General features: G+C 62.3%; 21 protein-coding genes and 2 tRNA genes. 17 read left to right on the top strand and 6 right to left on the bottom strand.

Translation table 11 applies throughout. From position 1 onward, the window contains the following. The 3 genes from RA20_RS17490 to RA20_RS17480 form a co-directional block, all read right to left on the bottom strand. Positions 1–1,622: CHASE domain-containing protein (locus RA20_RS17490; protein WP_152618539.1), on the bottom strand; the 1,622-nt coding region annotated here is incomplete at its 3' end. A gap of 159 nt (positions 1,623–1,781) precedes the next feature. Beyond that, positions 1,782–4,133: a methyl-accepting chemotaxis protein gene (locus RA20_RS17485; protein ID WP_152618538.1), complete on the bottom strand. Its 2,352-nt coding sequence runs from the start codon at positions 4,131–4,133 to the stop codon at positions 1,782–1,784. A gap of 484 nt (positions 4,134–4,617) precedes the next feature. Continuing rightward, a tRNA-Thr gene (locus tag RA20_RS17480) sits at positions 4,618–4,692 on the bottom strand. 85 nt (positions 4,693–4,777) lie between these two features. Here RA20_RS17480 and RA20_RS25830 point away from each other — a divergent pair. The 5 genes from RA20_RS25830 to hisD all read left to right on the top strand — a co-directional run bounded on the left by RA20_RS25830 (position 4,778) and on the right by hisD (position 8,667). Continuing rightward, positions 4,778–4,933: a hypothetical protein gene (locus tag RA20_RS25830; protein ID WP_008556790.1), complete on the top strand. Its 156-nt coding sequence runs from the start codon at positions 4,778–4,780 to the stop codon at positions 4,931–4,933. Positions 4,934–4,939: 6 nt separating this feature from the next. Beyond that, on the top strand, positions 4,940–6,208 hold the full coding sequence (gene murA / locus RA20_RS17475; RefSeq protein ID WP_039131644.1) for a UDP-N-acetylglucosamine 1-carboxyvinyltransferase: 1,269 nt from the start codon (positions 4,940–4,942) through the stop codon (positions 6,206–6,208). After that, positions 6,208–6,684 (top strand): DUF2948 family protein, encoded by a 477-nt coding sequence (locus RA20_RS17470; protein WP_039131642.1) that lies wholly within the window; start codon positions 6,208–6,210, stop codon positions 6,682–6,684. The genes murA and RA20_RS17470 overlap by 1 nt, the downstream gene beginning before the upstream one ends. Positions 6,685–6,687: 3 nt before the next feature. Then, complete coding sequence (locus RA20_RS17465) at positions 6,688–7,203, top strand: GNAT family N-acetyltransferase (RefSeq protein WP_039131640.1); 516 nt, start codon at positions 6,688–6,690, stop codon at positions 7,201–7,203. A gap of 162 nt (positions 7,204–7,365) precedes the next feature. Beyond that, entirely contained in the window at positions 7,366–8,667 is a 1,302-nt protein-coding gene (gene hisD, locus RA20_RS17460) for a histidinol dehydrogenase (protein WP_039131638.1), read from the top strand. A gap of 81 nt (positions 8,668–8,748) precedes the next feature. Here hisD and RA20_RS17455 read toward each other — a convergent pair whose 3' ends face one another. Beyond that, the gene (locus tag RA20_RS17455) at positions 8,749–9,507 is read right to left on the bottom strand and encodes an SDR family oxidoreductase (RefSeq protein WP_039131649.1); all 759 of its coding nucleotides are present in this window, start codon (positions 9,505–9,507) and stop codon (positions 8,749–8,751) included. A gap of 160 nt (positions 9,508–9,667) precedes the next feature. On the opposite strand from RA20_RS17455, the gene RA20_RS17450 reads away from it, so the two are divergent. Genes RA20_RS17450 through RA20_RS17435 form a run of 4 tightly spaced genes read left to right on the top strand, consistent with a single transcriptional unit; the run spans position 9,668 to position 11,588 of the window. Beyond that, positions 9,668–10,147, top strand: coding sequence for a UPF0262 family protein (locus RA20_RS17450; RefSeq protein WP_039131635.1), 480 nt, complete (start codon positions 9,668–9,670; stop codon positions 10,145–10,147). A 3-nt stretch (positions 10,148–10,150) separates the two neighbouring features. Further along, positions 10,151–10,609, top strand: a complete 459-nt coding sequence (locus tag RA20_RS17445) for an arsenate-mycothiol transferase ArsC (RefSeq protein ID WP_039131633.1) — start codon at positions 10,151–10,153, stop codon at positions 10,607–10,609. Further along, the gene (locus RA20_RS17440; RefSeq protein WP_039131630.1) at positions 10,606–11,001 is read left to right on the top strand and encodes a ketosteroid isomerase-related protein; all 396 of its coding nucleotides are present in this window, start codon (positions 10,606–10,608) and stop codon (positions 10,999–11,001) included. Before RA20_RS17445 ends, RA20_RS17440 begins: the two co-directional genes overlap by 4 nt. Then, positions 11,001–11,588, top strand: a complete 588-nt coding sequence (locus RA20_RS17435; protein WP_039131628.1) for a GNAT family N-acetyltransferase — start codon at positions 11,001–11,003, stop codon at positions 11,586–11,588. The genes RA20_RS17440 and RA20_RS17435 overlap by 1 nt, the downstream gene beginning before the upstream one ends. A 40-nt stretch (positions 11,589–11,628) precedes the next feature. Here the strand turns inward: RA20_RS17435 and RA20_RS17430 are convergent, their stop codons facing one another. Next, on the bottom strand, positions 11,629–12,549 hold the full coding sequence (locus tag RA20_RS17430) for a hypothetical protein (protein ID WP_039131625.1): 921 nt from the start codon (positions 12,547–12,549) through the stop codon (positions 11,629–11,631). A 240-nt stretch (positions 12,550–12,789) separates the two neighbouring features. On the opposite strand from RA20_RS17430, the gene RA20_RS17425 reads away from it, so the two are divergent. The 6 genes from RA20_RS17425 to RA20_RS17400 all read left to right on the top strand — a co-directional run bounded on the left by RA20_RS17425 (position 12,790) and on the right by RA20_RS17400 (position 16,106). Then, entirely contained in the window at positions 12,790–13,668 is an 879-nt protein-coding gene (locus RA20_RS17425; RefSeq protein WP_039131622.1) for a carbon-nitrogen hydrolase family protein, read from the top strand. Positions 13,669–13,752: 84 nt separating this feature from the next. Beyond that, a complete protein-coding gene (gene infA / locus RA20_RS17420; protein WP_005620785.1) occupies positions 13,753–13,971 on the top strand; it encodes a translation initiation factor IF-1 in 219 nt (72 codons plus the stop codon). Positions 13,972–14,149: 178 nt separating this feature from the next. Then, a complete protein-coding gene (locus tag RA20_RS17415; protein ID WP_039131608.1) occupies positions 14,150–14,731 on the top strand; it encodes a Maf family protein in 582 nt (193 codons plus the stop codon). Next, positions 14,728–15,750 (top strand): ribonuclease E/G, encoded by a 1,023-nt coding sequence (locus tag RA20_RS17410; RefSeq protein WP_039131606.1) that lies wholly within the window; start codon positions 14,728–14,730, stop codon positions 15,748–15,750. Before RA20_RS17415 ends, RA20_RS17410 begins: the two co-directional genes overlap by 4 nt. After that, entirely contained in the window at positions 15,747–15,950 is a 204-nt protein-coding gene (locus RA20_RS17405; protein WP_039131603.1) for a DNA gyrase inhibitor YacG, read from the top strand. Before RA20_RS17410 ends, RA20_RS17405 begins: the two co-directional genes overlap by 4 nt. A gap of 81 nt (positions 15,951–16,031) precedes the next feature. Further along, a tRNA-Phe gene (locus tag RA20_RS17400) sits at positions 16,032–16,106 on the top strand. 69 nt (positions 16,107–16,175) lie between these two features. Here the strand turns inward: RA20_RS17400 and RA20_RS25445 are convergent. Then, positions 16,176–16,508: a hypothetical protein gene (locus tag RA20_RS25445; protein WP_152618537.1), complete on the bottom strand. Its 333-nt coding sequence runs from the start codon at positions 16,506–16,508 to the stop codon at positions 16,176–16,178. An 18-nt stretch (positions 16,509–16,526) separates the two neighbouring features. On the opposite strand from RA20_RS25445, the gene RA20_RS17395 reads away from it, so the two are divergent. Then, positions 16,527–17,156 (top strand): sigma-70 family RNA polymerase sigma factor, encoded by a 630-nt coding sequence (locus tag RA20_RS17395; protein ID WP_052249049.1) that lies wholly within the window; start codon positions 16,527–16,529, stop codon positions 17,154–17,156. Between the two features lies 1 nt (position 17,157). Next, the gene (locus tag RA20_RS17390; RefSeq protein WP_039131598.1) at positions 17,158–17,793 is read left to right on the top strand and encodes a ChrR family anti-sigma-E factor; all 636 of its coding nucleotides are present in this window, start codon (positions 17,158–17,160) and stop codon (positions 17,791–17,793) included. Position 17,794 lies beyond the last annotated feature (1 nt).

Raw genomic sequence — 17,794 nt, 5'->3', positions numbered from 1 at the left:
CCGCTGTCCTTATGGCGGTTCATTTCCCGGATCACGCCCAAATCGGTCTTGGGGCCATCCAGCAGGTCGGACGGTGTCCGGCCGACGGCCTCAATTCCGGCATAGCCGGTGGCACGGGTGAACGCGTCATTGACCCAGAGGATACGCCGCTGCGCATCAGTAAGTATGATGCTGTCTGAGGCGTGTTTGGCGACCAGCGACAGGCGGTGAAGCTCTTCCTGCTGTTTCTGCAGTTCGGCATGCGCCCGTTCGAGGGCCTGCTTGCCTTGTTTAAGTTCGCTGTTGCGTTCGGACAGTTTCTGGTTGGCGCGGATCAGTTCCTCGCGCAGATGGACATCTTCGGACACATTCCAGTTGACGCCTATCATCCAGTCACGTCCCTGAGTGTCTTTGAATGGGCTGGCCAGCGCCCGGATGTGTTTAACGGTTCCGTTGTCCAGCACGATACGGAACTCCGCGGCAAAATTCGTCTTGCCCTGTTCCGCCGCCGTCAGCGCCTGCATGACCCGGTCGCGGTCCTGCGGGTGCAGCCTGGCGCTCCAGTCGTTTCCGGTCAGAGGGCCGTTTTCCTTGGGTGCGTCATAAAGTTCATGCATCCGGCTGTCCCAGCTGACGCTCAGGTTCTCCGTACAGCATTCCCAGATCCCGACCCGCGAGGTCTTGACCGCAATTTCCAGCCGCCGCGAGACCGCTTCCAGCTCCGTTTCCCGCCGGCGCAGTTTGCCGATCGCTATCTGGCGGGCCGCAGACAGCCTGCCGGCCAGGAAGGTCGGGAAGACGATCAGCATCCCGGCACCCAGCAGTGCCAGCCGCAATGGCCACAGATTGCCGGGCTGCTCCTGCCAGCCGCCCTGGGGCCGGGCGGCCAGTTGCCAGGCGCCAGCCGGCAGGTTGATGTCCAGCAGCACCTGATCGCCGGCCAGCGTGCCGGCAGCACCGAAAAACTGCCGCCCCGCCGCGCCGGTGCCGTCCTGGCCGGTCAGAGCAAGTTCAAGCCCATTGCTGCTGCCTTCCAGGCCGGTGGCGGCATAGAGTGTCTTGGTCTCGACAACCGCGGACAGGATGCCCCAAAAACGCCGCTCAGTCCCGGCCCCGGTGAAGATTGGCAGCCGGTAGATGAACCCCGACCCGCCCTGCACCAGCTTTACCGGGCCGGCCAGCACCATTTCGCCGCTGTCGCGCACCCGGTAGGCCGCTTCGCGCTGTGCGTCATTTTTATTGTAGTCCAGCCCGAGGGCCGATTCATTTCCGGCAATGGGGTGGATCAGTGAAATCACCAGGCCCGGAGCTGCAGCAATGTGGCGAATGGCAGTTTGGCCTTCGAGCACCTGTCCTGCCAGCCTGCTGAACTGGTCTTGCTGCATATCAGGCTCGATGGCCAGCACCGCTGCAAGCCCGCGCAGGCGCTGGTAGTCGCCGTTCAATTGCCCTTCCAGGCGGGACTTGATCAGCCCGGCTTTGCGCTGGACCTCGGCACGTTCTGATTGGTGGTGGATAGTTGCGTTCTGCCGTTCGGCAAAGTAGCCCGCAGCGCAAACAACGGCCAGAGCAAGCAGCGCGGGCAGATGCGTCCGGTTGCCGAGCGCCCGCAGCCAGGTTCCGGGTAGTTTGAACACGGCCATCTAGTCACCTTTGCCTTTGCGTGAAACACCGCCGGGAGGCTGGGGGCACGGCATGCCAAGCCCCGTGTTCTGTCCTAAAACCTCTTTAAAGTCCGATTGGCGGGAATTCTCAACTCTTTCCCTCACTGGCCCTGCCTGGCGGGCGGGGGGCTGGCAGGACTAGAAGTCCTGCCATTTCGCCAATGCGGCGGACCCGTCTGAGGCTGGAAGGGCGGCGGGTTCATCCGCCTCCAGATCATCCCAGCCGGACCCGTGCGCGGAAGGCAGCTCCGGTTCGGCCGCCTGAGGCGGTGCAGCCATCTCCTCCCCGACGTTGAACTGAGCAACCAGTCCCGCCAGTTTGGAGGCGTCACCATTCAGCAGCTGGCCCGCAGCAGTCATCTGTTCCACCATAGCGGCGTTTTGCTGGGTTACCTGATCCAGCTGCATGACGCCGGTGTTGATCTCTCCAATGCCGGTGGACTGCTCGGCGGCGCCTTCGGCAATACCCGAGACCAGCCCTGAAATATGGGTGACCTGCGTGACGATGCTGTTCAGCGCTTCGCCGGCCTTGCCGACCAGATCGACACCTTTCTCCACCTGCTCGCCGGAGTTGGAGATCAGGGTTTTGATTTCCATCGCCGCATCCGAGGAGCGCTGCGCCAGCGCCCGCACTTCCGAGGCCACCACTGCAAAGCCGCGGCCTGCTTCCCCCGCGCGGGCAGCCTCGACCCCGGCGTTGAGCGCCAGCAGGTTGGTTTGGAAGGCGATGTCGTCGATCACGGTGATGATCTGCGAGATATGTGCCGAGGATTGCTCGATCTCGGTCATTGCGGCGACGGCGTTCTGAACAACTTCACCGCTGGTTTTTGCCTCGTCGCGGGCTTCGTTCATGGCGTTTTCCACCCCGCGCGCGCCATCGGCTGCTGCCTTGACGCTGGCGGTCATCTGATCCAGCGCCGCTGCGGTCTGCTCCAGCGTTGCCGCCTGGCTTTCGGTGCGCTGCGACAGGTCGTCCGAGGCCTGGCTGATCTCATGGGTGCCGCTGCGGATACTGGTGGTGGCTTCCACCACCTCGCGCACGGTTGCGTTCAGCGTATCGACCGTCTGATTGAAGTCGAGGCGCAGGCCTTTGTAGGCTTCGGGGAACGGAGTTTCGATTGTGCTCGAGAAATCGCCCTTCGCCAGATGCGTGAGCCCGTTGCGCAGCTCGTTCACAACCAGATCCTGTTCCCGCTGTGCTTCGGCCCGCTCTTCTTCGGCAATCTGCGCGTTTTGCAGGTCGGTTTTGAAGCCTTCAAGAATGCCCGCGATATTGCCGAATTCATCTCCGGTGCCGTTGCCGGCAACCGGATGATTGTAGTCCTTGGCGGCGATATGCTCGACGCTGTCGGACAGGGCTGAAACTTTGCGGGCAATGCTGCGGGCTGCGATCCAGGACAGCAGCGCCACGGCCAGGGCCACGCCAACAGCCTGCAGCATGGCAGCGTTGGACAGGCTGTTTTGTGCGGCCAGCGCTTCGGCGCTGTCCACTTCCAGAACGATGCCCCAGGTCCGGTCTTCCAGGCCGATGCCTGCGGCCATTGCTTCAACCGGCTGGCCGGAGAGGCCGGGAGTGCCGGAAAAACTGCTTTCGCCGCCGGAGATGGCCGCTGCGATCTGCTGCAAGTCCGGCAGCTGCGACAGGATCTGATGGCCGCCTTCGCGATCGGAAGCGGTCAGGGCAATGCCATCGCCGCGCACCAAATAAGCCTGACCGGTTTCGCCAAGCAAAGAAGAATGCGAAAGGATGCCGGCAATGTCGCCGACCGGTACCCGCAGCACCAAAGCGCCCATGATCGCGCCGCGCTTGAAGATCGGTGAGGAAATAAACATGGCGGCGGCACCGCCATCGGCCTCATAGGCCGCCATCTGCGACAGGAACACATTGCCCTGTTCCAGCTCAAGCGCCGTTTGGAAAGCCTGGCCCAGGCCGCTGTCTTTATAAGGGCCGTCGAGGTAATTCAGAGCAAAATCTTCATTCTTGTGGACTGAATAGACCATGTTGCCCTGCACATCCAAAAGATAGGCGTCCAGGAAACCCTGTTCCTCCAGGAATGTGACAAAGCCGGTGTGGTTCATCTTGTGACGTATCGACCAGGCGGATTTGTCTTTGGCATCCAGCAGCTTGTACCGCTCGCCTGCAGGATTCGGGTTGCCGTCGGCATAAGTCGCGCGCAAGTAACCCGCGGGATCGTCGCCCAGCGAGTAGAAGCCGTTGGAAAAATCGCGCAAGGCCGTCTCAACCGCTTTGCTGGCGACCAAGGTGCGGGTTTGCGAACGCAGGGTTCCGACCCAGTTCTCCAGTGCCTCCTTACGCTCTTCCAGCAATGTGGCATAAGCCGCTTCGCGATTGGCTTTCAGCGCCTGCCCGGCCTCCCAGGCAAAGAAAAAGCCGGAAGCAAGGGTGAGAAGAATTGTCGGAGCAGCGATGGAGAGGGGCAGTTTGCGGCCTAATCGCATGTTGCCCCAGAATTTAAACAGTCGAGTCATTGCAGCGTAGTTCCCATCAACATTTCAGTCTGCCGGTCAGCCTGCGATGGCCATCGGCGGTGCCAGCTGGGTGGCGCTAGATGGGAGACGACAGTCAGGCGGATTCATTTCAGCCGCGTTAAAATATGCTCCAGAACCCCGGATTTGCGTCATTTGCCGGGCTGTAAGCCGCATTTAGGCCGGTTCATTTTTGTTTGTGGCGTTGCGGCGGAGGGGCGAATCATCCGGCTCCGCTATGATTCTCCTGTCCGGAGCGGCAGCGGGCGGGCCGCAGTGCCCGGAGCGGGACCGCAGTGGGGCAGCGCTCCCGCCGCGCGGGCAGACGCTCTGCTGCTGCAGCGAGGCGGCTGTCCGCCTGGGACGGCAATTTTCCCTTATTTTCCTGCAACTCTTGCCCTCAAAGGACGCAGGCACGGGCAGAAAGCGCGTCAAACAGCAGTGCTAGTCAGCTGCAGGTCTTTGAAATCGTTTGTTTTTTGGAAGATGGTGCTGCTGGAGAGAATTGAACTCTCGACCTCTCCCTTACCAAGGGAGTGCTCTACCTCTGAGCTACAGCAGCGCCGGTGAGGGGGCTTTTAGGCATAAACGCGGAGGGGCGCAAGAGCATTCTGGACGGTTTTTTCGCACTAAGTTACAGAAGTCTTATGGCAGAGAAGAAAACACCGAAAAACGACGGCTCAGCGGCCTCCCGCGAAGACCGGCTGAAGGCGGCGCTCAAGGCTAACATGGCCCGGCGCAAGGCACAGGCCAAGGCGCGGGCGGATAAGCAGGACCAGGATACGGGCAAAAGCGGAGAGTAACGGCAGATGGATTCGATTCTGGTAACTGGCAATGGCCCGCTGAACGGGCAGATTCCGATCGCAGGGGCCAAAAACGCCTGCCTCACCCTGATGCCGGCGACGCTTTTGAGCGAAGAACCGCTGACGCTGACCAATGCGCCGCGGCTGAGCGACATCAAAACCATGACGCTGCTGCTGCAGTCGCTGGGCGCCGAGGTTTCCAGCCTGCAGGACGGCCAGGTGCTCGCAATGTCGAGCCATGACCTGACCAGCCACGTCGCCGACTATGATATCGTGCGCAAGATGCGTGCCTCCAACCTGGTGCTGGGCCCGATGCTGGCGCGGCTGGGGCAGGCGGTGGTCTCGCTGCCCGGCGGCTGCGCCATCGGCGCCCGTCCGATGGACCTGCATATTCATGGGCTCGAGGCGCTGGGCGCCGAGATCGAGCTGAAAGACGGCTACCTGCACGCCAAGGCGCCGAACGGCCTCAAAGGGGCAGTGATCGAGCTGAGCTTTGCTTCCGTTGGCGCCACCGAGAACATCATGATGGCTGCAACGCTGGCCAAGGGCACCACGGTCATCAAAAACGCTGCCCGCGAGCCGGAGATCGTCGACCTGGCCGATTGCCTGCGCAAGATGGGTGCGCAGATCGAGGGCGACGGCTCCCCCGACATCACCATTCAGGGCGTCGACCGTCTGCATGGCGCGACCCACCAGGTGGTGACCGACCGGATCGAGCTTGGCACCTACATGCTGGCGCCGGCGATCTGCGGCGGCGAAGTGGAGCTGCTGGGCGGCCGGATCTCGCTGGTGGGATCCTTCTGCGAGAAACTGGATGCTGCAGGCATTCAGGTGACGGAGACGGATAAGGGGCTGAAGGTTGCCCGCAAGAACGGCCGTGTCTCGGCAGTGGATGTGGTGACCGAACCCTTCCCGGGGTTCCCGACGGACCTGCAAGCGCAGATGATGGCACTGATGTGCACCGCCGAGGGCACGTCGGTTCTGGAGGAGAAGATCTTCGAGAACCGCTTCATGCATGCGCCGGAACTGGTGCGCATGGGAGCGCAGATCGAGGTGCATGGCGGCACGGCGACGGTGACCGGCGTGGAAAAACTCAAGGGCGCGCCTGTGATGGCCACCGACCTGCGGGCCTCGGTCTCGCTGATTCTGGCGGGTCTTGCAGCTGAGGGCGAAACCACGGTCAGCCGGGTCTACCACCTGGACCGCGGCTATGAGCATGTGGTGCGCAAACTCTCCGGCGTCGGCGCCAAAATCGAACGGATCAAGGAACAGTGATGGCGGATGCAAGCTTTGACGACGGCCGTGAGGTTCCGCTGAACCTGGGCGCCATGGAGGAGGAGGACCTCAAGGTCGTCTCCTCGCTGCTGCAGGACGCGGTGTTTCCGGTCACCGAAATGAGCTGGCGCGCTTCCGAGCGCCGCTTTGCCCTTTTGCTCAACCGGTTCCGCTGGGAAGACCGCGACGCTGCAGAACGCCGCGGCCGGGCCTATGAGCGGGTGCAGTCGCTTCTGGTGGTGAACAATGTGCTGGGGGTTTCCTCCCAAGGGGTGGACCGCAAGGACAAGGATCTGATTCTTTCGCTGCTCTCGGTCAGTTTCGAGCCCGGTGAAGACGGCACCGGCCATGTGCTGCTGACCCTGGCAGGCGACGGGGCCCTGCGTTTGTCGGTCGAAGCGCTGGAAGTTTCCCTGCGCGATGTCACCCGCCCCTATCGCGCCCCATCTGGCCAGGCGCCGGACCACGGGGACTGACCGGTGCAGAACAAGCGCGGCATTTCGCAGGCCTTCGCGCCTGTTGCAGTGCCGCAGCTGCAGATCCGCCCGGCCACCGTCTTTGACGTTTTTGACATGAGCCGCATCCTGACGGCCTCGATCCGGGAGCTCTGCCATGCCGACCACCTGGGCGATGCCGCACGGATCGCAGATTGGACGGCGGATAAGTCCCCGGATCAGATCCGGAAATGGGTCGGCGGCCCCGGCCGCTACTGGCTGGCAATCCAAAACGGGGCAGCAGCCGGTGTGTGCGGCATAGCGCCTGATGGGGCCATTTCTCTCCTCTATACCTGCCCGCCGGCTGCCGGATTGGGGGCAGGCTCGGCAATGCTGAGCCATCTGGAAACGCAGCTGCAGGAAGCTGGCTGCCGCGAGGGGCGGCTGAATGCCACCCGCACGGCGCTTGAATTCTATCGCGCAAGAGGATGGCGTCCTCTGGACGAGCCCGAGGCCTGCTGCGGCGTGTCCTGTATCCCGATGCGCAAAGGCTTCGGCTGAAGCCGGACTGCTGCTTCTTTCTGGTTTCAAATACGCCCGGGGTGAATTGGCCGCAGGCCAAGAGGGGCGGCGCCCCTCGCTTGCGTCCATTTGCACCGCCTGGCGCCATAATTCTTGAGGCTCCGCCCCCATGCCGCTATGCGGGGGCCAAAGGAGATCCCGATGCCGCAGTTTCTGAACACCGCCGATTCCGATTTCGAGCAGTCCTTCACCGCGCTCCTGGGCGCCAAGCGCGAGGACAGCCCGGATGTGGATGCCATTGTCGCCGGGATCATCGATGATGTGCGCAGCCGTGGAGATGCGGCACTGGTGGAGCTGACCGCAAAATTCGACCGGCTGGAGCTGCAGCCCTCGGGGCTGCGTTTCACTGATGCCGAGGTGGATGCAGCCATCGCGGCGGTCTCTGCCGAAGAACGCGAAGCGCTGGAACTGGCAGCGGAGCGCATCCGCGCCTATCACGCGCGCCAGATGCCGGAGAATGCGCAATGGACAGACGAGAGCGGTGCGACCCTGGGCTGGCGCTGGTCGGCCGTCTCTGCGGCAGGGCTCTATGTGCCGGGCGGGCTGGCCTCTTATCCGTCGTCAGTGCTGATGAACGCCATTCCAGCCAAGGTGGCAGGTGTGGAGCGGCTGGCGATCACCGTGCCTGCGCCGGACGGGCAGATCAATCCGCTGGTGCTGCTGGCGGCAAGGCTGTCGGGTGTTGATGAGATTTACCGGGTCGGCGGCGCACAGGCCGTGGCGGCGCTGGCCTATGGCACCGAGAGCATTGCCCCGGTGGACAAGATCACCGGTCCGGGCAACGCCTTTGTCGCGGCAGCCAAGCGCCGGGTCTTCGGAAAGGTCGGCATCGACATGATTGCCGGGCCTTCGGAAATCCTGGTGATTGCGGACAAGGACAACAATCCGGACTGGATCGCGCTGGACCTGATGAGCCAGGCCGAGCACGACGAAAGCGCCCAGTCGATTCTGATCACCGATGATGAGGCTTTTGGCCAGGCGGTGGCCGAAGCTGTGGAAAAACGCCTGCAAACGCTGGAGCGCCGCGCCATTGCCGGCGCCTCCTGGCGCGATTTCGGCGCAGTGATCACTGTGCGCGATCTGGATGAGGCGGCCGTGCTGTCCAACCGGGTGGCCCCTGAGCATCTGGAGCTTTGCGTCGCGGATCCTGTGGCTTTGAGCGGGAAAACGGTCCATGCCGGCGCCATCTTCCTGGGCCAGTACACGCCCGAGGCCATTGGCGACTATGTCGGCGGCCCCAACCACGTGCTGCCAACGGCCCGTTCAGCCCGGTTTTCCTCTGGTCTCTCGGTGATGGATTTCCTCAAACGCACCACGCTGAGCCAGATGACGCCGGACTCGCTGCGGGCCATTGGCCCGGCGGCAGAGGTGCTGGCAAACAGCGAAAGCCTGGAAGCGCACGGGCTGTCGGTCACAGCCCGGCTGGACGCGCTGAACGGGTGAGGCAGAAAGGGGCGCTGCCCCTCTGCGCGTGCCGCGCATTCACCCCGGGGTATTTCGGACTAGAAAGAAGCAGCAGGCCGTTCAGTAATGAGCGGTGTAGCCGCCATCAACGGCCAGCACTTGCCCGGTGATGTAAGAGGCTGCAGGCGAGGCCAGGAAGAGGATGGCGGGAGCCAGTTCTTCCGGCTCGCCCCAGCGGCCGAGGCAGGTTGCGTTTTGCAGCTTTTCCGCAATGGCCGGGTCTGCCGCCGCAGCCATGTTCGGGGCGGTCTTGAAGAAGCCCGGCGCAATCGCATTCACGGTGATACCCTTGGGGCCAAGCTCGGCCGCCAGCGCCTTGGTCATGCCGTTGATACCCGCCTTGGCGGTGGTATAGGCGGCGTCGCCGGACTGGGCGATGAGGCCGGCAATAGACGAGATGTTGATGATCCGCCCGCTGCCCTTGGCCTCCATCTGCGCTGCAGCCAATTGCGACAGGCGGAAGGGGGCGACCAGATCGACCTCCCACAGGGATTGCAGATCGGAACGGCTGAACTCGGGCAGGGTGCGGCGGTCGCGCTGGCCGACGTTATTGACCAGGATATCGAGCCCGCCTGCCGCGGCAAGGCCTGCAAAGGCGGAAAGGGCGGCCTCCTCATCCGCCACGTCCAAGACCAGCGGGCGGGCAGTTCCGGGCAGCCGCGCCAGAGCTTGCTCCACCCGGTCCTGGCTGCGCCCGTTGACCCAGACTTCGGCTCCGGCTTCCGCCAGCAGGCGGGCTGCGGCAAAACCCAAACCATCGGTTGACCCGGTCACCAGCGCGCGCCGGCCTTTGAGCGAAAACTGTTCAAGTGCTGTCATCATCCCGTCTCCTGCTGCAGGCAGGCTGAGGGCGCCGGTGCGGCCTGTCAACCACTGCCGCAAACGGCCTGTGCTTTGACGCCTCCTGCTGCATTGCCCCAGGCGCAGCGGTGCGATACTCATGGCCGGACGCCCTTGCGCATTTCAGAGACAAAGACCCATGAGCCGCATCAGCCAGATTGAATTGGACGACCGCAACCTGCCGCCGCCGACGCCGGAAATCGAGCAGGAGCGCAAGGTGGCGATCTACGATCTGATCGAAGAAAACAGCTTTACGCTGCCGTCCCGCGACGGGCGCGAGCTGCCTGCAGGCCCGTACCATCTGGGACTGGCGATCCGCGACAAGCGGCTGGTCTTCGACATCAACACCGAAGGCGGTGAGAAGGCGGCGGAGTTCCATCTGTCGCTGTCGCCGTTCCGGCAGGTGGTGAAGGACTATTATCAGATCTGCGAGAGCTACTTCAGCGCAGTGAAGACCATGCCGCCCAGCCAGATCGAGACCATCGATATGGCGCGGCGCGGCATCCACAACGAGGGCAGCCGGGTGCTGCAGGAACGGCTGGAGGGCAAGGCCGAGGTCGACACCGACACCGCCCGCCGCCTGTTCACCCTCATCTGCGTCTTGCATTTCGGGGGCTGACGCGTGGAGGAGCTGCCGCAGTCCGTTCTGTTCTGTTGCGACCACAATTCGGTCCGCTCTCCGATGGCCGAGGGCATTATGAAAAAATTCTATGGCACCGGCACCTACGTGCAGTCCGCCGGTGTCAAGAACGACATGGAAATCGACGGCTTTTCGATCTCGGTCTGCCAGGAAATCGGGGTGGAGCTGTCGCGCCACCGCTCGCGCTCGTTTGACGAGATGGAGCGCTGGGGCGATGACCTGTCGTCCTTTGACCTGGTGGTGGCCCTGTCGCCCGCCAGCCAGCGCCGGGCGCTGGAACTCACCCGTTTTTTCCACCTCGATGTCGAATATTGGCCGATTATGGACCCTACCGGGCTCGGCGAGACACGCGATGCCAAGCTAGACAGCTACAGGCAAAGCCGTGACCAAATCATCCAGCACCTGATCAAGCGCTGGGGCGAACCGACGGAGAGATCATGACCGAGACCATTCAGCGTTATTTCGCAGCCTTCAATGCAGGCGACACCGATGCCATGCTGGACTGCCTGGACGAGCAGATTGCCCACCACGTGAACGAGGGGCAGATCCGCGTGGGCAAAGAGAAATTTGCCGATTTCTGCGCCCATATGAGCCGCTGCTACAAGGAAGAGCTGACCGATATGGTGATTTTCTCGGCAGAGAACGGCACCCGTGCCGCGGCCGAGTTCATCGTGAACGGCACCTACCTGCAGACCGACGAAGGCCTGCCGGACGCCAAGGGCCAGACCTACCGCCTGCCGGGCGGGTCGTTCTTTGAGCTGAAGGACGGCAAGATTTCCCGCGTGACCACCTATTACAACCTGGCGGATTGGATCGCCCAGGTCTCCAAGTAATGGCAATCCGGGTTGAGGCCATGACCGGCGCGGCGCTGGAAGCCGCGCTGGACGATGTGGCGCGCCTGCGCATCGCGGTGTTCCGGGCCTGGCCGTATCTCTATGATGGCGACCTAGGGTATGAGCGGGAATACCTGCAAAGCTACCGCGACAGCGAACGCGCTGTTGTTGTCGGCGCTTTTGATGGAGACAGGCTGGTTGGCGCCTCCACAGGAGCGCCGCTGGCCGAACACGCCGATGACTTTGCGGCAGCGTTTAAAGACACCGGGGTTGACCTGGGCGAGGTGTTTTATTGCGCCGAGTCCGTGCTGCTGCCGGAATACCGCGGCCATGGCGTCGGCCACGGCTTTTTTGATGCCCGCGAAGCCCACGCCCGCAAGCACGGGTTTGCAAAAACCGCCTTCTGCGGTGTGCAGCGCCCGGCGGACCATCCGCTGCGCCCGGACAGCTACGCGCCGCTGGATCCGTTCTGGCGCAAGCGCGGCTATGAACCGCTGGAAGGCGCCATTGCGCAATTCTCCTGGAAAGATGTGGATCAGGCTGAAGAGACGCAGAAGCCGCTGCAATTCTGGATCCGCGATCTGTAAGGCAAACAGGCGCTCAAGCGAGCGCCTGTTTTTATGAGCGTCACACGCCTTCGGGGCGGGCGGTCTGCAGCTCTTCCAGCGCGATTTTCTGCTGGGTGTCGTAGAGCTTCACGGAATCCCGGGCATCGTCAAAGGTGCGCTTGGCCGCGGTCACTGCCCGGCCGGCAGCAACATATTCTTTCTTGTTGTAATCTTCCTGTTTGAACTGCTTGTAGTTCTCGGCCAGTTCCTTGAACAGCTTGGGCAGGGCGCCTTTCACGTTCTTTGCGTGCGCGTCGATCTTGAATGACTTGGTCAGGTCGCGGATGCCCTTGTCGGCCTGCGCCTCGATTTTGGACTGGTCCGAGCCTTCCTTGTTGTAAGCGGTCTTCCAGGCTTTCTGGATTGCTTCCAGCTTGTCCAAGGCGGCGTTCACATCCTTGGAGATATCGAGGCAGGCAGCCTCGATCTTCCTGGCGCGCACCTCGGCTGCCTTGATCTCCTTGAGGATCAGCTTGCGGGTGGCTTCATGCTCTTTCTTGAGCTTGGCCAGATGCTTGTCGGTCTCTTCGTTTTCTTTTTCGACCTTCAGCTGCTGCGCCATCTGCTTCTGTTTGATCTTGTCCGCATTGCGGGCCAGTTCGGCGGCGGCATTCTCGCGTTTCTCGATCAGCTTGCCATAGGCGAGGCACAGATCCTTGCTGTGCGACTGCAGCTTGCCGCATTTTCCGCGCGCTTTCAGCATCGCATTGGCGAGCATACTGAAGGCCTGGACGATCTCCGGCATCTTGTCCAGATCCGCCTTGGCCGGGTCGCCGGACGCGGGCACGCCCATCTTCTCAAGCAGATCCATGTATTTGCCCACGCCGCTGCCCTTGCAGGCGCCGGCCCGGTATTCACGCCAGAATTTGGTCCGGAAGCCTTTCTTGGGAAGGTCGGCAATAACGCCTTTCAGGTTCTTGTCGTCAAGTTTGGTCGCCAAGGGAGTGGTCCTTATTGAAAAATGAATTGAGTGGATGCGCTCGAGAATGGCTATAGAACCGGTCTTTACCAAGATGAAACGCGGCGAGCCGGGGATTCCGTTGCAAAATTGCGATGCGGCGTTCCTAGGAGATGGCCAGGCGGCTGAAGCCCTGCAGCGGGCGCAGGTCGGCAGCCGTCTTGCGCCAGGGCGCGTTGCAGGGCAAAGCTGCATTGCGAGCTGATTAGGAGAGATGAGCCCATGAAAATCGCCACTGCCGCTTATCCACTCGATTGGCTCGACAGCTGGGCCCAGTATGAAGACAAGCTTGCTGCCTGGGTGGCCGAGGCTGCTGGCAACGGCGCGGACCTGCTGGTGTTCCCGGAATACGGCGCGATGGAGCTTTCGACTTTGGATGGCGCCAAGGTGGCCGGCGATCTGGAGCGGTCGATCCATTCGGTGTCTGAGAAAATGGAGGATGCCGCGGCTTTGCACCTGAAGCTGGCTGCTGAGTACGGCGTGCATATCCTGGGCGCTTCGGCTCCGGTGAACAGCGGGCTGGCACGGCCGGTGAACCGGGCGGAATTCTATACGCCGTCTGGCGGCCGCGATCATCAGGACAAGCAGATCATGACCCGGTTCGAGCGCGAGGAATGGGATATCACCGGAGGCGGGCCGCTCAAGATCTTCGATACAGCGCTGGGCAGAATCGGGGTGCTGATCTGCTATGACAGCGAGTTCCCGTTGCTGGGCCGGGCGCTGGCCGAGGCGGATGTGATTCTCGTCCCTTCCTGCACCGAGGCGCTGGCGGGCTACTGGCGGGTGCGCATCGGCGCCATGAGCCGGGCACTGGAAAACCAGTGCGTCACGGCAATGGCCTCGATCGTGGGCGCCAATGAATGGTCTGAAGCGGTGGACTTGAATACTGGCATGGGTGGCATTTTCGGCCCGCCTGACAAGGGCTTCCCCGGAACGGGCGTGCTCGCCGAAGGGGAATTGAACCAGCCGGGCTGGACCTATGCGGAAGCGGATCTGGACACAATTGCCCATGTTCGGGCCGATGGCGGGGTGCTGAACCGGCTTCATTGGGAGGAGCAAATGCCGCGGGTAAAATCGGTCACAAAAGCCGCGTTATCCTGATTGAGCCCTTGAAATATTGGGAAAATGCCCCCATTTAAGCGCACGTCCCGCAGTTTGCCGGGATAACGTAACTATGGAGACAACATGGCCAAGGAAGATACGCTCGAATTTCCCGGTGTCGTGAAGGAACTCCTGCCTAATGCGACGTTTCGGGTCGAGCTGGAAAACGGCCATGAAATCATCGCACACACGGCAGGCAAGATGCGCAAGAACCGCATCCGTGTTCTGGCTGGCGACCGGGTCCAGGTGGAAATGACACCTTATGACCTGACCAAGGGCCGGATCAACTACCGCTTCAAGTAAGCTGTTGGTCTGACTGAATAAACAAAGCCCGGCACCGCGCCGGGCTTTTGTTTTTGAAGCGGCCTTGCGGCCGTTCCCTGCGGCGGGGATATTTGGGGCAAGAGGAATAGCCTTGGGCTGCTTCCGTATTGCCGGATGAGGCCTTATGCAGGGCGCGAAGAGGTAAGAGGGCCAAGGCATGGCATTCATTCTGGGATCGGGCAGCCCGCGGCGGCTGCAGCTTTTGGCGCAGCTTGGGGTGCATCCCGACACGGTGCGCCCGCCGGAAATCGACGAGACACCGCTGAAAGGCGAGCTGCCGCGGGCCTATTGCGCCCGGGTGACGCGGGAAAAAACGCAGGCAATCCCCGCGGGGGCAGAAGATGTTGTTCTCTGTGCTGACACCACGGTTGCTTTGGGCCGCCGCATTCTTGGCAAGCCGCGCGATGCGGGCGAAGCAGCCGAGTTCCTACTGGCGCTGTCGGGGCGCCGCCACCGGGTCATCACCGCTGTTGCCGTGCGCCGCGGTGAACAAGTCTGGGAGAAGGACGTGGTCAGCCAGGTGAAGATGAAGAACCTCTCGGACGAAGAGCTGAACGCCTACCTTGCCTCGGGCGATTGGGAAGGCAAGGCCGGCGCCTACGCTATTCAGGGCCCAGCCGGAGCGTTCATCCCCTGGATCAGCGGCTCCTTCACCGGGATCGTCGGGCTGCCGCTGTCCGAGACTGCCAATCTTTTGCGCGCCGCCGGGCTGCCGCTGTATCAGGAGGCCGCCGCATGAAGGGCCGCACCATCATTCTCGATCACATCCAGGACCGCGAAGCCGCCGCCTTGATGGTGGATGGCAAGCTTGAGGACTTTCTGATTGAAAGCGACGCGCCCGCTCCCGGCACCGTCTACCGCGCCCGTGCCGACCGGCCGGTGAAAGGGCAGGGGGGCATGTTCCTGACCACGCCTGACGGCCCGGCCTTCCTGCGCCAGGTCAAGGGGCTGGCGCCTGGGCAGATGATTCTGGTGCAAGTCTCCGGTTTTGCCGAACCAGGCAAGGCGATCCCGGTGACCCAGAAGCTTTTGTTCAAGAGCCGCTATGCCATCGTAACGCCGGAAGCGCCGGGGCTGAATATCTCCCGCAGCATCCGCGACGAGGATGAGCGCGACCGCCTGCTAGAGATCGCACATGAGGAAATGGGCGGCTCGGGTTACGGGCTGATCCTGCGGTCGGCCTGCGCCGGAGCGGACAGCGGGGAGATCGCCGAGGATGTCGCTGCCATGGCGGCCTTGGCGGCGCAGGTGATGCAGGATGAGGGCACGGAGTCCGAGGTTCTGGCTGAAGGCGACGGCCCGCATCTGCTGGCCTGGCGCGACTGGGTGGAGCCTGCGGATGTGGAGCGCGAACCCGGCGGGTTTGAACGCTTGGGGGTGCTGGATGCGCTCGACGTGGCGCAGGGCATCCGTGAACCGCTTCCGGGCGGCGGTTTCCTGTTCATCGAGCCGACGCGGGCACTGGTGGCGGTGGACGTCAATACGGGTTCCGACACCTCGCTGGCGGCAGGCGTGAAGACCAATATGGCCTTGGCCAAGATACTGCCGCGCGCCTTGCGCGTCCGCGGCCTGGGCGGCCAGATTGTGCTGGATCTGGCGCCGATGCCGAAGAAGGACCGCCGCGGCTTCGAAACCGCGCTGCGGGCGGCGTTCCGGGCGGACAGCGAAGAGACGGTGCTGGCCGGCTGGACCAATCTCGGGAACTACGAATTGCAGCGCAAGCGCGGCCGTATCCCGCTTCGGGAGGTCTTGAAATGAGCTGCCCGATCTGCGGCGGAGAATCGCAACAGAGCTATCGCCCTTTCTGTTCCAAACGCTGTGCCGATATCGATCTTGGGAAGTGGTTGAACGGTGCGTATGCTGTGCCGAGCCAGGACCCGGAAGACATTGAAAACGCAGTGGAAGAAGTTGAACGCGCGCTGGCGTCGGAAGAAAATCCGCGCCAAACCCGTCATTAGTGATTTTCTTTGAAAAACCCTCTGGACACCGCCGCGCCCAGAGCATAGAAGGCCCCCACCCAAGGCGAACAGCCTTCCCGTGCCCGGGTAGCTCAGGGGTAGAGCAGTGGATTGAAAATCCTCGTGTCGGTGGTTCGATTCCGCCCCCGGGCACCACTTCCTAAGCCTAAGCCTAAGCCTAAGCCTAAGCCTAAGCCGTTGTGCCGCATCAGCTTTTGCAATGTGCTAGGCGAGGCGTAGTACGTTTGGGAATGCATTTCTTTCCGGCATGTCTTCGTGAAAGAGGGCATCGACTGCTTCACCCGGCGTGCCCCAGCAGATTTCAACAGGGAATGATTGCTTCTTGCGCCAACGGAAGCGCTGCCGGGCCGTGTTGCCGAACTTCGAAGGCTGGGTGAATGGCAGCCTTCGCCGGTTGCTGCATGCACAATGTTTTCTGAATTTTCCCATGTTTCGAATGCGGCCAATCTGGATATTGGAGGTCTGACGAATCCGGACAGCCATGCCGTAGAAGCTTGCAGAGAAAAATTGGCGTCCGGGTATGATCCAAGTTTTCAATGGTGCCGTATCCGCTTTATGGTGACAGTAAATTTGGACAGTCCGCCCGGCAGGGAAACACTGCGCGGGATTTCCCCAAGGGGCACAGCAGCAGTGTCAAACGGCAAAGCGTTTTCTCAGCTGACGATCTGGATGCTTGCAGTCCGCGATCAGCGGGACCGGGCCGCCTTTAGTGCGCTGTTCGACCATCTGGCGCCGCGGCTGAAAGGATTTGTGATCCGCTCCGGCGCCAGCTCTGCGCTGGCAGAGGAGATCGTGCAGGACGTCATGCTTACCATCTGGCGCAAGGCGTCCCAGTTTGATCCGCACAGGGCGCAGGCTTCGGCCTGGATTTATCAGATCGCCCGAAACCGCCATATTGATATTGTCCGGAAGGAACACCGCCCGGTTCCGGATGAACTGGGCGAGGATCCCGGGCTGGAACCGGATGCCAGCCAGATCCTGGGGCTGGAGCAGGAAGCCGAACAGCTGAAGCTGGCAATCCAGCAGCTGCAGCCGGATCAGAAAGAGATGATCGAAAAGGCCTATCTCGGCGAGCTGACCCATCAGGAGATCAGCAGCCGGACCGGCCTGCCGCTTGGTACCGTCAAATCGCGAATCCGCCTCGGCCTGGGGCGGTTGCGCAAAGAACTAAAAGGATTGCGCTGAAATGCCTGCAATCACCCATCATATCCCCGATGCAATGATCGCCGCCTATGCAGCCGGTAGTCTTCCGCATGCCTTTGCCATGGTGGTGGCCAGCCACCTGTCCTATTGCCGCGACTGCCAAGCTGCGCTTGGCGCCCATCAAAGCGCCGGCGGCGCCCTGCTGGAAACGGCGCAAAGCGAAGAACTGTCGCCCGGAATGAAGGCCAGCGTTATGGCGATGCTGGATGAGCCCGCAATGCCGGAGCCGGTCTATGACGCCAGAGGGATTTACCCTGGCCCTGTGATGCAGGCCCTGAAGGGCGGCGCCCCGCGCTGGCGGACCCTGGGCATGGGCGTGAAGCAGAACATTCTGTACGAAGGCGACGGCGGTTCGGCCCGGCTGCTGTATATTCCGGCAGGGCAGGCGGTGCCCGATCACAGTCACAACGGCCTGGAGCTGACGCTGGTGCTTCAAGGGAGTTTCAGCGACGAGACGGGCCGGTTCGGCGTCGGGGATGTCGAGATCGGCGATGAGGATCTGGAGCATACGCCGGTGGCAGATGCCGGCGACCCCTGTATTTGCTTGGCGGCCACTGATGCTCCTCTGCGGTTCAACGCGTTGATGCCGCGCCTTCTGCAGCCGCTGTTCAGGATCTGAA

Origin of the sequence: Leisingera sp. ANG-Vp (assembly GCF_000813725.1) — a bacterium.
Taxonomy (GTDB): Bacteria; Pseudomonadota; Alphaproteobacteria; order Rhodobacterales; family Rhodobacteraceae; genus Leisingera.
Note: the sequence above shows the minus strand (reverse complement) of the source record. Positions and strands in the feature narration are given on the sequence as shown.